Genomic DNA, 15,408 nt, shown 5'->3' with positions numbered 1-15,408 from the left:
GCCTAAGACCGGGGCGGGGCCCGCACGGCTAGGGGGGTGCGGGGCCCGTGGCCGTGGGGCCGCCCCCTGCGGGGCGGCCGGCTCCTTACGGGAGCCACTTCTCCCAGGTGGACTTGTTCTCCTCGACCCACTTGGCCGCCGCGTCCTCCGAGGACATGCCGTCGCCGGCGATCCACTTGGCGACCTGGTTCTGCTGCTCGGTCGACCAGTTGAAGTTCTTCAGGAACTGCGCGGCGTCGCCGCCGTCCTCGACGAAGTCGGCGTTGAGGTACTTCTGCAGCGGGGTGTTGGGGTAGGCGCAGGCGACCTTCTCGGGGTCGGCGTCGCAGCCCTCGGTGTACTCGGGCAGCTTCACCTCGACGAAGTCGATCTCGGCGTTCAGCCACTGCGGCGTCCACCAGTACGTCAGGAAGGGCTTCTTCTCCTTGACGTACTTCTTGATCTGGGTGATCTGGGCGGCCTCGCTGCCCGCGTAGACCGTCTTCAGGTCCAGGTCGAGGTTCTTGATGATGGCGTCGTCGTTGGTGGTGTACGACGGCGAGCCCTCCAGGAGCTGGCCCTTGCCGCCGCTCTCGGTGGTCTTGAACTCGTCGGCGTACTTGTTGAGGTTCTTCCAGTCGGTGACGTCGGGGTTCTCGTCCGCGAAGTACTTGGGCACGAACCAGCCGATGTGGCCGGTCACCCCGAGGTCGCCGGCCTCCACGACCGTCTTGCGCTCCTCGACGTAGCGCTTCTCCTTCTTGGGGACGCCGCCCCAGTCCTCCAGGATCGCGTCGATCTTGCCGCTGTCGAGCGCGTCCCAGGCGACCGGCTCGTCCATCTGCTGGAGCTTGGCCTTGACGTCCAGCTCCTGCTCCAGGACGTGCTTGGCGACGGCCGCGTTGGCCTCGGCGCCGACCCAGGAGGGGACGGCGATGGTGACGGTGTCGCCGCCGCCGGAGGAGGTGGAGGCGCCGGTGTCGGCGGCGCCGCAGGCGCTGAGCGCGGCCAGGCCGAGGACGGCCGATCCGGTGGCCAGGGCGGTGCGTATCCGCTTGCTGTGCATGGGGAACGGTTCCTTCTTTCGTACGGAAAGGGGGGTGGGATTGGAAGGCCGGGTCAGTGCCGGTCGCGGGGGGCCGCGGTGGGCTGGGTGACGCGGTCCAGGAGCACGCCGAGGCAGACGATCGCCGCGCCGGCGGTCAGGCCGATGCCCAGTTCGCTCTTCTGCAGGCCGTAGACGACGTCGTAGCCGAGCGCGCCGCCGCCCACCAGGCCGCCGATGACGACGATGGCCAGGACGAGGACGACCCCCTGGTTGACGGCCAGCAGCAGGGCGGGCCGGGCCAGCGGGAGCTGGACGTGGCGCAGCTGCTGGCCGGTGGAGGCGCCCATGGAGCGGGCGGCCTCCAGTGCGCCGGTGTCGGTCTCCCGGACGCCCTGGGCGGTGATGCGGATGACCGCGGGCAGCGCGTAGACCACGGCGGCGATGATCGCGGCGGTGCGGCCGACGTTGAACAGCGCCACCACCGGGATGAGGTAGATGAACTGCGGCATCGTCTGCATCACGTCGAGCACCGGCCGGACGGCCCGGTCCACCCAGGGCACCCGGGCGGCCAGGACGCCGATCGCGACGCCCGGCGGCAGGGTGACCACCAGTGCGGCGAGCACCTGGGAGAGGGTGTTGAGCGAGGCGGGCCACAGGCCCATCGCGCCGATCGCCGCCAGCGCGGCCACGGCGGTCGCGGCGGTGCGCCAGGTGCCCGTCAGCAGGGCGAGGGCGGCGGCGGTCAGGAGCAGCAGCCACCAGGGGGCGCCCTGGAGTCCGTCGCGCAGCGGGTTGAGCACCCAGCGGGCGAAGTTCTCCGACCAGGTGACGGTGCCGCCGACCAGGGGGATGCCGGAGCCGAGGTTGTCGGTGATCCAGTCGACGGCGGTGTTGACCGGGGCGGAGATGCTCACGGTCCACGGCTCGGGCCACTGCCGTCCCAGGGCGGCCGAGCCGGCCGCCGAGGCGGCGGCGACGAGGGCCGCGGCGGCGGCCCGCACCGTCCAGGCGCGCTTCCGGCTCACGGGGGCCGAGGCGTCGTCCAGGCGCGCGCCGGCGGCGGCGGTGGTGCGGTCCAGCCAGATCGCGATGAGCACGATGGCGATGCCGGGGCCGAGCGCCTGGCCGACGTCCACCCGCGACAGGGCGGTGAAGACCTCGTCGCCCAGGCCGCCCGCGCCGATGACCGAGGCGAGGACGACCATCGACAGGCACATCATGATGGTCTGGTTCAGCCCCAGCAGCATCTGCCGGCGGGCCAGCGGCAGCCGGGCCGTGACCAGCCGCTGCCAGGCGTTCGCGCCCAGCGAGGCGGAGGCCTCCAGCGCGGCCGGGTCGGCGCCGCGCAGGCCGAGCGAGGTGAGGCGGGCCATGGGCGGTGCCGCGTAGATGACGGTGGCGACCAGGGCCGAGGGCGTGCCGATGCCGAAGAGGAGCACGAACGGCAGCAGGTAGGCGAACGCCGGCATCACCTGCATGGTGTCGAACACCGGGCGCAGCAGCCGCTCGCAGCGGCCGGAGAGTCCGGCGGCCAGGCCGAGCGCCGCGCCGGTCAGCGCGGCGGCGGCGACGGCGACGGTCATCAGCGCCAGGGTCTCCATGGCGGGCGCCCACAGGCCCAGCAGGCCGATCACGGCGAAGGTGCCCAGGGCGGTCGCGGCGGTGCGCAGGGCACGGCGGCCGAGGTCCGCGCCGCCGGCGAACCAGGCGAGGGCGGCCGCGCCGGCCGTCACGCCCGTCCAGCCGAGTCCCTGGAGGAGGGCGAGGACGCCGTCGACGGCCAGGACCGCGTTGTTGCTGATGTGCAGCAGGAAGTACAGGAACAGCCAGTGCGACTCGCGGTTGTCGACCAGCCAGGCGTCCAGTTCGTCCAGCGGTGGGCGGACGTCGAGGGTCAGGGCGTCCGGCCAGCTTCCGCTGCCCCATGCGGAGGCGGCGAGAGATATCGCCACCAGGGCCAGGAGGGCGAGGACGAGGAGTCTTCGGGCGGCCGGGCGGCCGGGGCGGCCCGGCGGTCCGGCCCGGCCCGGTCCGGAGCCGGATGCGGTGGGCTCGGTCTTCCCGGGCTTGCGCCGGTCCTCCGGTTCCGGGGTCCGGGAGGCGGGGGCGGGGGTGGCGGTCGTCATACGGCGGCCACCTCCCCGCCGGTGGTATGGGAGCCGCCGGGGTCCGGGGCCGGTCCGGCGTCCGGGTCCAGGCCCGCGACGACGGCCAGCAGCCGGGCGTGGTCGACGACGCCGAGGGTGCGGCCGTCCTCCGTCACGCGGACGTGCTCGCCGCCGCGCGCCACGGCCTCGATCGCCTCGGCGACGACCGTGCCGGGGGCGAGGGCCACACCGGTGTCGGCCTCGCCGGCCAGTGCCGGGCGCATCGCGCGGCGCACGGAGATGACCTGCTCGCGCGGCACGTCGCGGACGAAGTCGCGCACGTAGTCGTCGGCCGGGGCGGCGACGATCTCCTCGGGGGTGCCGAGCTGGACGATCTCGCCGTCCCGCATCAGCGCGATACGGTCGCCGATGCGCAGCGCCTCGGACAGGTCGTGGGTGATGAAGACCATCGTGCGGCCCTCCTCGCGGTGGAGCCGGATGACCTCCTCCTGCATGTCGCGGCGGATCAGCGGGTCCAGTGCGCTGAAGGGCTCGTCGAACAGCAGGACCTCGGGATCGACGGCGAGCGCGCGGGCCAGGCCGACGCGCTGCTGCTGGCCGCCGGAGAGCTGGCCGGGACGGCGCTCGCCGAGTCCGGCGAGGCCGACCTTCTCGATCATCCCGGCGGCACGGGCGCGTCGTTCGGCCCTGCCCATGCCCTGGATCTCCAGACCGTAGGCGACGTTGTCGGTGACGGTGCGGTGCGGCAGCAGGCCGAAGTGCTGGAAGACCATGGCGGCGCGGGTGCGGCGCAGTTCCCGCAGCCGGGCCCGGTCCATGGCCAGGACGTCCTCGCCGTCGATGTGGAGGGCGCCGGCGGTGGGTTCGATCAGCCGGGTCAGGCAGCGCACCAGGGTGGACTTGCCGGAGCCGGACAGGCCCATGACGACGAAGACCTCACCGCGGGCGACGTCGAAGGAGACGTCGCGGACGGCGGCGGTGCAGCCGGTGCGCTCGCGCACCTCGGCCGCGGGCAGCCCGGTCAGGGAGGCGTCGCCGGGGACGCGGCCGGCCCTGGGGCCGAAGACCTTCCACAAGTTCCGGACGGAGAACACCGGGTCGCCGGCCCGCGGCGTCGCGGTGTCCGGCGTCGAGGGGGCGCCGGAGGGGTTGGCTGGGGCTGCGGTCACGCGGCACCTCCCGGTGTCGTGGTGTCGTCGGACTCGCCGCCGGACTCGCCGCCGGGCAGGTCGTCGGTCTCGGGGCGGTCGTCGCGGAGCAGGTCGGCGGCCTTCTCGCCGACCATCAGCACGCCGATCATGGGGTTGACGGCGGGGATGGTGGGGAAGACCGAGGCGTCGGCGATGCGGACGCCGTCCAGGCCGCGGATGCGCAACTTCGGATCCACGACGGCCAGTTCGTCGTCGGCCGCGCCCATCCGGCAGGTACCGGCGGGGTGGTAGACGGTGTGGGCGGCCTTGCGTGCGTACTCGCTCAACTCCTCGTCGGAGGTGACGTCCGGGCCTGGGCAGACCTCCCGCTTCAGCCAGGAGTCCAGCGGCGCGGCCCGGGCTATCTCGCGGGCGATGCGGATGCCGTCGACCAGGGTGCGGGCGTCGTAGTCCTCGGCGTCGGTGAAGTAGCGGAAGTCCAGGGCCGGTTTGACCGAGGGGTCGGCGCTGGTGAGGTGGAGCCGGCCGCGGCTGCGGGGCTTGGGGATGTTGGGGGTCATCGACACGCCGTGGGCGGGGCGTTCGTAGCCCAGCCGCTCGGGGTTGTCGGTGAAGGGGATCTGGTAGAAGTGGAACATCAGGTCGGGGCCGGGCGAGTCCGGGTCCCGGCGGACGAACAGACCCGCGTCGGAGTCCATCGCCGAGTTCTCGGGGATGGGGCCGTCGGTCTCCCAGACGATGACCGACTCGGGGTGGTCCAGCAGGTTCTCGCCGACGCCCGGCAGGTCGTGGACGACCGGGATGCCCAGGGCCGACAGGTCCGCGGCCGGTCCGACGCCGGAGTGCAGCAGCAGCCTGGGGGTGTCCACCGCTCCCGCGCACAGCACGACCTCGCACCGGGCGGTCACCGGCGTCTCCTCGCCGTCGGCGGTGCGGACGTGGACGCCGGTGACGCGGCGGCCGTCGTCCCCGCCGAACCGGAGCCGGTACGCCCAGGTCTCCAGCCACAGCTCCAGGTTGGGCCGGTCCCCGGCCTCCATGTGGGGATGGAGGTAGGCGACGGAGGCGGAGGAGCGCTTGTTGTCCTCCGGGTGGTAGGCGAGGTCGAAGAAGCCGGCGCCCTCGGTGAACGGCCTGGCGTTGAAGCCCTCCACGCGCGGTACGCCGAGGGCCGCCCGCGCGGCGTCGACGAAGTCGCGGGCGATGGCGTTGCGGTCCTTCTCGTCGACGGCGACGATGTTGTTGCGCAGCCGGTGGTAGTAGGGCTCCATCGCGATGGCGTTCCAGCCGCTCGCCCCGGCGTCCTCCCACTCCTGCCAGTCCGAGGGCAGCGGCTTGAAGGAGATCAGGGTGTTGTGCGAGGAGCAGCCGCCGAGCACGCGCGCCCGGCTGTGCCGGATGTGGGAGTTGCCGCGTGGCTGCTCGGTGGTGGGGTAGTCGTAGTCGAGGTCGCCGCCGAGCAGGCCGAGCCAGCGGCGCAGGGTCAGTACGTCGGGGCGGTCGATGTCGGAGGGGCCGCCCTCGATGAGGGCGACGGTGGTGCCGGGGTCCTCGGCGAGCCGGGAGGCGATCACCGAGCCGGCCGTGCCACCGCCGATCACCACGTAGTCGTAGGTGGTGTTGCTGGGCATGAAGGTGGTGCTCCTACAGGGGTGTCGCGTCAGGGATGCGCGGGAGTGGGCAGGGGCGCGTGGAGGCGCCGGGGCGCGGTCAGCCGGTGAACCAGCGCACCGGCGCGGGGCGCAGGTTCTCGTAGACGTGCTTGGTCTCGCGGTACTCGTCCAGTCCGGAGGGGCCGAGTTCGCGCCCCACGCCGGAGCGGCCGAAGCCGCCCCACTCCGCCTGCGGCAGGTAGGGGTGGTAGTCGTTGATCCACACGGTGCCGTGGCGCAGCCGGGCGGCGACCCGGCGTGCGCGGGCGGAGTCGGCGGAGAAGACGGCGCCGGCCAGGCCGTACTCGGTGTCGTTGGCCAGGGCCACGGCCTCGTCCTCGGTGTGGAAGGTCTCCACCGTCACAACCGGGCCGAAGACCTCCTCGCGCACCACGCGCATCGTGCGGTCGCAGCGGTCCAGGACGGTCGGCGGGTAGAAGTAGCCGGTGGCCGGGAGGGCGTCGGAGGGCCCCGGGCGCTCCCCGCCGCAGCGCACGACGGCGCCCTCGGCGATCGCGGAGGCGACGTACTCCTCGGTCCTGTCGAGCTGCCGCTGGGAGACGAGCGGGCCGCACTCGACGCCGGGCTCGGTGCCGCGGCCGAGCCGGATACGGCGGGCGCGGCGGGCGAGTTCGGTGACGAAGCGGTCGTGGACGGACTCCTCCAGGATGAGGCGTCCGCCGGCCGAGCAGACCTGCCCGCTGTGGATGAAGGCGGCGTTGAGGGCCTGGTCGACGGCGGTGTCGAAGCCCTCCTCGGTGGCGCAGGCGTCGGCGAAGACGACATTGGGGTTCTTGCCGCCCAGTTCCAGGGCGACCTTCTTGACCGTGGCGGCCGCGGCGGCGGCCACCTTGGTGCCGCTGACCAGGCCGCCGGTGAAGGAGACCAGGTCCACACCGGGGTGCTCCGCGAGCCGGGCGCCGACCGGGTCGCCCGCGCCGGTGACCAGGCCCGCCACGCCCGCGGGCAGGCCGGCCTCGGTCAGCAGCCGGATCAGGTGGACGGTGGACAGCGGGGTGATCTCGCTGGGCTTGACGACGAAGGTGTTGCCCGCGGCCAGCGCCGGGGCGATCTTCCAGCTCGCCTGGAGCAGCGGGTAGTTCCAGGGGGTGATCAGCGCGCAGACGCCGACCGGTTCGTGGACGACGACGCTGTGCACATCCGGGCTGCCCGCGTCCACCACGCGCCCGCCGGAGCTGTTCACGGCCTGGTCGGCGAAGTAGCGGAAGGCGGCGGTGACGTCGTCGACGTCGACGCGGCCCTCCTCGATGGTCTTGCCGGTGTCCATGGACTCGGTGAGCGCGATCTGCTCGCGGTCCCGCTGGAGGAGGTCGGCGGTGCGCCGCAGCAGCGCCGCCCGCTCGGCGACGGGGGTGCGCGGCCAGTCACCGGTGTCGAAGGCGCGGCGGGCGGCCTCGACGGCGGCGTCGACGTCCTCGGCGCCGCCCTCGGAGACGACCGCGAGCACCGTCGCGTCGGCGGGATCGAGGACCTCCCTGGTTCTTCCGGAGAGGGAGGGGCGCCACTCCCCGTCGATGTGCGTGGTCTCGATTGCCGACACGTTCCGTACTGCCTTCCTCACATGGTGCTCCTGCCGCCCGGCGGGCCGAGCGACCCGGTCCCATGCCCCGTACCGAGGAATTCATTCTTTTAATCCATGCCAAGTGGCATGGTTCACACGAGAAACCATGATCACCAGGGCTCTATGTGAATGATTTTAAGGCGATGAGCGGATATGGAGGACATTACGGTCACCACATGGCGTACTCGGACGGGCACGGGGAGCGGCCCCGTCCCGGCCCCGTCCCGGAACGCCGAAGGCCCCCGGCCGGAGGGAGCCGGGGGCCTTCGGTGCGCGGGGGTTCCGGAGCGGGTCCGGATCAGATGAGGCCGAGACCGCGGACGGCCTCGCGCTCCTCCTCCAGCTCCTTCACGGAGGCGTCGATGCGCGCCCGGGAGAACTCGTTGATCTCCAGGCCCTGGACGATCTCGTACTTCCCGCCGGAGCAGGTGACCGGGAAGGAGGAGATCAGGCCCTCGGGGACACCGTAGGAGCCGTCCGAGGGGATGCCCATGGAGGTCCAGTCGCCCTCCGGGGTGCCGTTGACCCAGGTGTGGACGTGGTCGATGGCGGCGTTGGCGGCGGAGGCGGCCGAGGAGGCGCCGCGGGCCTCGATGATGGCGGCGCCGCGCTTGGCGACGGTCGGGATGAAGTCCTCGGCCAGCCACTTCTCGTCGTTCACGGCCTCGGCGGCGTTCCTGCCCGCGACCTCGGCGTGGAAGACGTCCGGGTACTGGGTGGCCGAGTGGTTGCCCCAGATGGTGAGGCGGCGGATCTCCGACACCGGGGCGCCGGTCTTCTTCGCGAGCTGCGACAGTGCCCGGTTGTGGTCCAGGCGGGTCATGGCGGTGAAGCGCTCGGCCGGTACGTCCGGGGCGGCGGCCTGGGCGATCAGGGCGTTGGTGTTGGCCGGGTTGCCCACGACCAGGACCTTGACGTCGTCCGCGGCGTGGTCGTTGATGGCCCTGCCCTGCGGCTTGAAGATGCCGCCGTTGGCCTCCAGCAGGTCGCCGCGCTCCATGCCCTTGGTGCGCGGGCGGGCGCCGACCAGGAGCGCGACGCTGGCGCCGTCGAACGCCTTGTTCGGGTCGTCGGTGATCTCGATGCCGCTGAGCAGCGGGAAGGCGCAGTCGTCCAGCTCCATCGCGGTGCCCTCGGCGGCCTTGAGACCCTGCGGGATCTCCAGGAGGCGCAGCGCGACCGGCACGTCCGGGCCCAGCAGCTGACCGGAGGCGATGCGGAACAGCAGCGCGTAGCCGATCTGGCCGGCGGCGCCGGTGACGGTGACATTGACGGGAGTGCGGGTCATGGCGGTCTCCGTTTACCTGACAGTGGCGGCTGGGTCTCCAACGTATCTCTACATCAAGAGACCTGGCGTCAGGCTATCCGACGGCTCCGTCCCGGGGAGCGGGGGGGGGGGGCCCGCCCGCCGGGGGGGGGGGGGCGGGGGGGGCGGCCGCGGGGGGACGTACCGTGCCCGTGAGGGGGTACGGGGAACCGCCTTCCCGGGATTCACGCCGTCATGCCGTACGGATTCGGCTGACTCCCCTCGTGTGCCGGCGTCCACCCCGGGGCCGCGGTCCCGGCCCGGTCAGCGGATCGTGAAGTGGACGATGTCCTCCAGGAAGGGGATCTCCAGCAGGGGTGCGGGCTGCGCCATCAGTGCCAGCAGCACGATCGCCGTGCCCAGCAAGCCGTACGTCACCACGTCCGTGAAGCGGGAGCGCACCGCGAGCATCCCCACCGACGGCACGGCCCAGCGCAGCACGGCGCCGGCCAGCAGGGAGAGGCCGACGGTCAGCAGGCCCGTCCGGAAGTGACCGAGTGTCACCAGCAGACCGGCGGCCGTACCGGCCAGCACGCACAGCAGCGGCCACTGCCGCGCGGGCGCGGGGGCGTCCCCGGGAGCCGCCCGCCCACCCCCCTCGGGACGGGCGGTGTCGCGGGTGATCAGCGGGAAGCGCCGGGAGGGGCGCCCGCGGGCGCCGTCACTCCCCCCGGTCCCTCCGGCCTGCCCGGCCTTCCCGGTCCGCCCGGTTCCCGTCTCAGCCGACACGGTCCGCACCCGCGGCGCGCTCCGCCGCCTCCACCACGTTGGCCAGCAGCATCGCCCGCGTCATCGGGCCGACGCCGCCGGGGTTCGGCGAGAGCCACCCGGCCACCTCCGCGACGTCCGGGTGCACATCACCGGCGATCTTCCCCGTCACCGCGTCCCGGCTGACGCCCACGTCCAGCACGGCCGCGCCCGGCTTGACGTACTCGGGACGGACCAGGTGCGCCGCCCCGGCCGCCGCCACCACGATGTCCGCCCGGCGCAGATGCTCCCCCAGGTCCCGGGTGCCGGTGTGGCACAGGGTCACCGTCGCGTTCTCCGAGCGGCGGGTGAGCAGCAGTCCGATGGAGCGGCCGACGGTGATGCCGCGGCCGACGACGGCCACGTCCGCCCCGTCGATCTCCACCTTGTGGCGGCGCAGCAGCTCGACGATGCCGTTGGGGGTGCACGGCAGCGGGGCCCGCTCGTTGAGCACCAGGCGGCCCAGGTTCGTCGGGTGGAGCCCGTCGGCGTCCTTGCCCGGATCCATCAGCTCCAGGACGCGGTTGGTGTCGATCCCGCGCGGCAGCGGGAGCTGCACGATGTACCCGGTGCAGGCCGGGTCCTCGTTGAGTTCGCGGACGACCGCCTCGATGTCCTCCTGGGAGGCGGTGCCGGGCAGCTCGCGCTGGATGGAGGCGATGCCCACCTGGGCGCAGTCGCGGTGCTTGCCCGCGACGTACTTCTGGCTGCCGACGTCGTCGCCGACCAGGAGTGTGCCCAGGCCGGGCTGGATGCCGCGCGCCTTCAGGGCTTCTACGCGGGCGGCGAGTTCGGTCTTGATCGCGGCTGCGGTGGCCTTGCCGTCGAGAATCTGGGCGGTCATGGGGCCATCCTCCCGGATACGGGGACCCGGTCTCCAATCGCGTCCGCACCGCACGGCACCGCGCGACTCCTCGGGTACGGAGAGTGACGTCCGTGTCGCGGAGCGGCTTGTTCCACAGGGGCCGCGGAGCCCGGGTGTTGCGGATTCGCCACAGTCCTCCGTCTTGTCTGGACAGCGTCATCCGCCCCCCACCAGCATGGTCGCGGGTGCCGTACCCGCGGGGGCCGACGGGTGCGGCGCACGGGGGGGCACACTCCTGTACGACCCGTTCCTCACGCAGCGGAGCCGCGGGGGCGCCGCGGTGTTCCTTCGGACGTCTCCCTGGACATCCCTCGGCCCCGCCCGTCCCCGTCCCGTCCGCGCGTAAGGAAGACGCTCATGAGCCACCCGCAGGACCCGTACGGCCCGCCGCCGCAGGGCGCGTACCCCCAGTACCCCCAGCAGCCCCAGTACCCCCAGCAGCCCGGCGGGGCGTACGCCTCCCACTACCCCCACTCCCAGCAGCCCCGGGGCGGCGGCATGCCGCCGTACGCGGGCTGGGGCTCCCGGGTGGGCGCGTACCTGCTGGACAGCCTGATCGTCGGCCTGGTGCCGATGATCCTGATCGGCATCGGCTACGCGCAGGTCATCGGAGCCCTCATCGACGCGGCCGGGAACTGCCCGATCGGCGACACGGTCTGTGCGCGGAACGCGGCCGAGATACCCGGCGGCGCCTGGCCGCTGATCATCGTCGGAGTCCTGCTCTCCCTGGCCGGCCAGCTGTGGCTGGTCCACAGGGAGGGCAGGACCGGCCAGACCCCGGGCAAGAAGGCACTGAGGATCAGCCTGCTGCGGGAGGCCGACGGGCAGCCGCTCGGCTTCGGCATGGCCTTCGTGCGCAAGCTGGCGCACATCCTGGACGGCGCGGCCTGCTACATCGGCTACCTGTGGCCGCTGTGGGACGACAAGAAGCAGACCTTCGCCGACAAGGTGATCAGCAGCGTCGTCGTGAAGCAGCGGCAGTAGATCCCCTCCGCCGGTTCCTCCTCCGTTCCGGCGCGTACCCGCGTCCGCCGGGGATGCTCGGGCCGGTACGGGGAAGGGTGGTTCCTGAGGGAGTGGCGCGGTCCCCTCGGCGTCCGGTCACCACACAGACCGCCCGGAGAACCCGGAGGAACCGGAGGAGAACGCCATGAGCAGCTCCGACCCGAACACCCCGAACGAGCCCTACCGGAAGAACCCGTACGACCGGCCCTCCGCGGGGCGGACGAGCGGCCCGCCCGGCGGGCACCACGGCCCCTTCGGCGGTGCCGAGGAGCATCCGCTGTCCCCGCCGCCCGGCCCGGCGGGCTCCCCCGGGGGGCCTCCCCGGGACGATGCCGGGCAAGGTCGGCTCGTCCCGCATGATCTTCTTCGTCGCCGGCGGGCTCCAGGCCCTCTTCTCGCTCCTGGCGATCGTCACCTTCGCCGCGGCCGAGGACGATCTGGAGGAGGCCTACGGCGATCTGGGCGTGGGCACCGGCGTCTACTACGCGCTGTTCGTCTTCTTCCTGCTCCACGCGATCGTCGGCATCGTGCTGGCCGTGAAGTTCCCGCAGGGCGGAGGCGGGCTGCGGATCTGGAGCATCGTCTGGTCGGCCGTCCTGGTGCTGGTCGGCCTGGCCACACTGCCGCTCGGGCTGCTGTGGCTGGTGCTCGGCATCGTCTGCGTCGTGCTGCTGTCCTCCACCGAGTCGGCGGCCTGGTTCAACCGCCCACGGGCCTGACCGGCCCGCGCACACCGCAGGCCGCGCCCCCGCCGGGGCGCGGCCTGACGTGCGTCCACCTCAGTGGAAGAAGTGCCGGGTGCCCGTGAGGTACATCGTCACACCCGCCGCCTTCGCCGCCTCGGTCACCTGCTCGTCGCGGACCGAGCCGCCGGGCTGCACGACCGCCCGCACGCCCGCGTCCGCCAGGACCTGGAAGCCGTCGGGGAAGGGGAAGAAGGCGTCGGAGGCCGCGTAGGATCCGCGCGCCCGCTCCTCGCCGGCGCGCTGGACGGCGAGTCTGGCGGAGTCCACCCGGTTGACCTGGCCCATGCCGACGCCGACGGTGGCGCCGTCCCTGGCCAGCAGGATCGCGTTGGACTTCACCGCCCGGCAGGCGCGCCAGGCGAAGGCCAGCTCCGCCAGTTCCGCCTCGCCCAGCGCCTCGCCGGTGGCGAGTGTCCAGGCCGCGGGGTCGTCGCCGTCGGCCTGGAGGCGGTCGGCGACCTGGAGCAGCGCACCGCCGTCGACCGGCTTGTGCTCCAGGTGGGCGGCCGGGGCCTGAGGGCAGCGCAGCACGCGGATGTTCTTCTTGCGGGCCAGCACCTCCACGGCGCCATCCTCGTAGTCCGGTGCCACGATGACCTCGGTGAAGATCTCGGCCACCTGCTCGGCCATGGCGACGGAGACCGGGCGGTTGACGGCGATCACGCCGCCGAAGGCGGACAGCGGGTCGCAGGCGTGGGCCCTGCGGTGGGCCTCGGCGACGTCCGCGCCGACGGCGATGCCGCAGGGGTTGGCGTGCTTGATGATCGCCACGCACGGCTCGGCGTGGTCGTGGGCGGCCCGGCGCGCGGCCTCGGTGTCCGTGTAGTTGTTGTAGGACATCTCCTTGCCGTGCAGCTGCTCGGCGCCGGCCAGGCCGCCGGTGCCGTCGCTGTAGAGGGCGGCGGCCTGGTGCGGGTTCTCGCCGTAGCGCAGCACGTTCGAGCGCTGGTAGGCGGTGCCCAGGAACTCGGGGAAGCCGGAGTCGTCGGCGGGGGCGTGGTCGGTCGCGAACCAGGAGGCGACGGCCACGTCGTAGGCCGCGGTGTGCGCGAACGCCTCGGCTGCCAGACGCCTGCGCGTCGCGAGGTCGAAGCCGCCGCCCGTGACGGCCTCCAGCACCTCGCCGTAGCGGCCGGGGTTGACGACGACGGCGACGGACGGGTGGTTCTTGGCCGCGGCGCGGACCATCGACGGACCCCCGATGTCGATCTGCTCCACGCACTCGTCCGGGGAGGCGCCGGAGGCGACGGTCTCCCGGAAGGGGTAGAGGTTGACGACGACGAGGTCGAAGGGCTCCACGTCCAGCTCGCCGAGCTGCCGGCGGTGGTCCTCCAGGCGCAGGTCGGCCAGGATGCCGGCGTGCACGCGCGGGTGGAGGGTCTTCACCCGGCCGTCCAGGCACTCGGGGAAGCCGGTCAGCTCCTCGACCCGGGTGACCTCCACGCCCGCGGCCGCGATCCGCGCGGCCGTCGAACCTGTCGAGACGAGCTTGACGCCCGCCGCGTCCAGGCCGCGGGCCAGCTCCTCCAGGCCCGTCTTGTCGTAGACGCTGACCAGCGCGCGGCGGACGGGCCGCCTGGTGGCCGCGGGGGCCTCGGTGGTGGTCTCGGAGCCTTCAGTCATGACCGAGAATGACCTTTCTTGCCTCGATGCGGTAGCCGTGGCGGGCGATGCGTCGCACCGTGTCGACGAGCAGTCGCCGCTCGACTTCCTTGATCCGCTCGTGGAGCGTTGATTCGTCGTCCTCCTCCCGCACCTCGACCACGCCCTGGGCGATGATCGGGCCGGTGTCGACGCCGTCGTCGACGAAGTGGACGGTGCACCCGGTGACCTTCACGCCGTACGCGAGCGCCTCGCGCACGCCGTGGGCGCCGGGAAAGCTGGGGAGCAGGGCGGGGTGGGTGTTGACGAAGCGCCCGCCGAACCGGGCGAGGAACTCCTTGCCCACGATCTTCATGAAACCGGCGGAGACCACCAGATCGGGCTCGTGGGCCGCCACCGCCTCGGCCAGCGCGCGGTCCCAGGCGTCCCGGCCCGCGTGGTCGCGCACGCGGCAGACGAAGGTGGGCAGCCCGGCGCGCTCGGCGCGCTCCAGTCCGGCGATGCCGTCGCGGTCGGCCCCGACGGCGACGATCTCGGCGCCGAAGGCGTCCGGCCTCTCCTCGGCGACGGCGTCGAGGAGCGCCTGGAGGTTCGTGCCCGAACCCGATACGAGGACCACGACGCGGGCCGGGGAGTGGGCGGCGAAGGAACGGGAAGCGGAAGCCACGACGAGGCTCTTCTCGGATCTCTCGGTGGGACGGTGCGGCTTTGTACGGTCGTACGAATCCGTGGGGCGGACGAATCCGGGGAACCCTACGAAGCGGCCGACCGTCAGCAACGATACCGGCACACCGGACGGCCCCCTCGGGACGGGGGGACAGCCGCCCGGTAGCGTCTGGGCCACACATCGGCGAACGGCCCGGCGCCGGGACGACATCTAGGGGAAGACACAGAGCACATGACGGACCGACGACGCCGCGCGGCCCCTGAGACCTCGACCGGGATTCCGGCCGGTACCGCCCCGGGTCCGCTCCGGCGGCCCGCCCGCGGCCCGTCCCCCTCCGGTCTGTCGCCCTCCGGGCCGTCCCGTCCCTCCGCCCGGGTCTCCCCCGGTCCGCTCCTGCGCGACCGGCTCCCGCGCGGCCGGGAGGACGACAACCCCTTCGCCGCGCCGCCCGAGGGCCGCCCCGAGCAGCCCTGGCGTCCGCGCGGGTCCCGGGGGTCCGGTCCGTCCGGCTCCTCGGACCCGTCGGGCTCGTCCGGCTCGCCGGACTCCCCGCGGGACGGCGGCGAGGGCGGGGACGACGACCGGCCGGAGGGCTCCTCGCCCGACTGGGGCCGCCGGTGGAGCAGCCGCCAGCCGGGCCGGCAGAGCGGCGGCTTCGGCGGCGGCGACCGCCCGGAGCAGGGCGGCGGCCGGGGCGGCGCACCCGGCGGCATGCGCTGGGACCCGACCGACCCCGTCCAGCGCCGCGCCCGGTACGCCCTGGTCATCGGCGGCTGGGGGCTGATCTTCGCCTTCTTCGGCTTCCCCTGGCTCGCGGTACCACTGGGCGCGCTGGCCGTGTACTGGGGCATCGGCGCCGTCCGCGGCAAGCCGATCACCGGCGTCGGCAGGGGCGACGGCGGCGCGGACGGCGGCACGGAGGGCGGCACCGGCGGCACGGAGGGCGGCCG

12 protein-coding genes and 1 pseudogene are annotated in these 15,408 nt (G+C 73.3%); 3 read left to right on the top strand and 10 right to left on the bottom strand.

What is annotated here, in order from left to right:
* Positions 1 to 85: 85 nt before the first annotated feature.
* The 8 genes from AC2CJA_RS13735 to AC2CJA_RS13700 all read right to left on the bottom strand — a co-directional run bounded on the left by AC2CJA_RS13735 (position 86) and on the right by AC2CJA_RS13700 (position 10,417).
* Positions 86 to 1,045 carry an ABC transporter substrate-binding protein gene (locus tag AC2CJA_RS13735; RefSeq protein ID WP_484602981.1) on the bottom strand — a complete coding sequence of 320 codons (960 nt, stop codon included), beginning with the start codon at positions 1,043 to 1,045 and terminating at the stop codon, positions 86 to 88.
* A gap of 53 nt (positions 1,046 to 1,098) precedes the next feature.
* Complete coding sequence (locus AC2CJA_RS13730) at positions 1,099 to 3,153, bottom strand: ABC transporter permease subunit (RefSeq protein WP_484602980.1); 2,055 nt, start codon at positions 3,151 to 3,153, stop codon at positions 1,099 to 1,101.
* Positions 3,150 to 4,229, bottom strand: a complete 1,080-nt coding sequence (locus tag AC2CJA_RS13725) for a quaternary amine ABC transporter ATP-binding protein (RefSeq protein WP_484602983.1) — start codon at positions 4,227 to 4,229, stop codon at positions 3,150 to 3,152. Before AC2CJA_RS13725 ends, AC2CJA_RS13730 begins: the two co-directional genes overlap by 4 nt.
* 71 nt (positions 4,230 to 4,300) lie before the next feature.
* Entirely contained in the window at positions 4,301 to 5,917 is a 1,617-nt protein-coding gene (locus AC2CJA_RS13720) for a GMC family oxidoreductase (protein WP_484602979.1), read from the bottom strand.
* A gap of 79 nt (positions 5,918 to 5,996) precedes the next feature.
* Positions 5,997 to 7,499 carry an aldehyde dehydrogenase family protein gene (locus AC2CJA_RS13715; RefSeq protein WP_484602982.1) on the bottom strand — a complete coding sequence of 501 codons (1,503 nt, stop codon included), beginning with the start codon at positions 7,497 to 7,499 and terminating at the stop codon, positions 5,997 to 5,999.
* 319 nt (positions 7,500 to 7,818) lie between these two features.
* Positions 7,819 to 8,808 carry a malate dehydrogenase gene (locus tag AC2CJA_RS13710; RefSeq protein WP_484602978.1) on the bottom strand — a complete coding sequence of 330 codons (990 nt, stop codon included), beginning with the start codon at positions 8,806 to 8,808 and terminating at the stop codon, positions 7,819 to 7,821.
* Positions 8,809 to 9,090: 282 nt separating this feature from the next.
* On the bottom strand, positions 9,091 to 9,555 hold the full coding sequence (locus AC2CJA_RS13705) for a DUF3017 domain-containing protein (RefSeq protein ID WP_484602977.1): 465 nt from the start codon (positions 9,553 to 9,555) through the stop codon (positions 9,091 to 9,093).
* Positions 9,545 to 10,417: a bifunctional methylenetetrahydrofolate dehydrogenase/methenyltetrahydrofolate cyclohydrolase gene (locus AC2CJA_RS13700; RefSeq protein ID WP_484602976.1), complete on the bottom strand. Its 873-nt coding sequence runs from the start codon at positions 10,415 to 10,417 to the stop codon at positions 9,545 to 9,547. The genes AC2CJA_RS13705 and AC2CJA_RS13700 overlap by 11 nt, the downstream gene beginning before the upstream one ends.
* 378 nt (positions 10,418 to 10,795) lie before the next feature.
* Here AC2CJA_RS13700 and AC2CJA_RS13695 point away from each other — a divergent pair, with 378 nt between their 5' ends.
* Entirely contained in the window at positions 10,796 to 11,422 is a 627-nt protein-coding gene (locus AC2CJA_RS13695) for an RDD family protein (RefSeq protein ID WP_484602975.1), read from the top strand.
* Between the two features lie 350 nt (positions 11,423 to 11,772).
* Positions 11,773 to 12,162, top strand: a complete 390-nt coding sequence (locus tag AC2CJA_RS13690; RefSeq protein ID WP_484602974.1) for a hypothetical protein — start codon at positions 11,773 to 11,775, stop codon at positions 12,160 to 12,162.
* Positions 12,163 to 12,222: 60 nt separating this feature from the next.
* Here AC2CJA_RS13690 and purH read toward each other — a convergent pair whose 3' ends face one another.
* Entirely contained in the window at positions 12,223 to 13,812 is a 1,590-nt protein-coding gene (purH, locus tag AC2CJA_RS13685; RefSeq protein WP_484602973.1) for a bifunctional phosphoribosylaminoimidazolecarboxamide formyltransferase/IMP cyclohydrolase, read from the bottom strand.
* Positions 13,805 to 14,458: a phosphoribosylglycinamide formyltransferase gene (gene purN / locus AC2CJA_RS13680; RefSeq protein ID WP_484602972.1), complete on the bottom strand. Its 654-nt coding sequence runs from the start codon at positions 14,456 to 14,458 to the stop codon at positions 13,805 to 13,807. The genes purH and purN overlap by 8 nt, the downstream gene beginning before the upstream one ends.
* A gap of 231 nt (positions 14,459 to 14,689) precedes the next feature.
* Between purN and AC2CJA_RS13675 the strand changes: the two are divergent.
* A pseudogene (locus AC2CJA_RS13675) lies at positions 14,690 to 15,408 on the top strand (hypothetical protein); the annotation flags it as partial.

It is taken from the genome of Streptomyces sp. ATLC9, from assembly GCF_057196705.1.
Note: the sequence above shows the minus strand (reverse complement) of the source record. Positions and strands in the feature narration are given on the sequence as shown.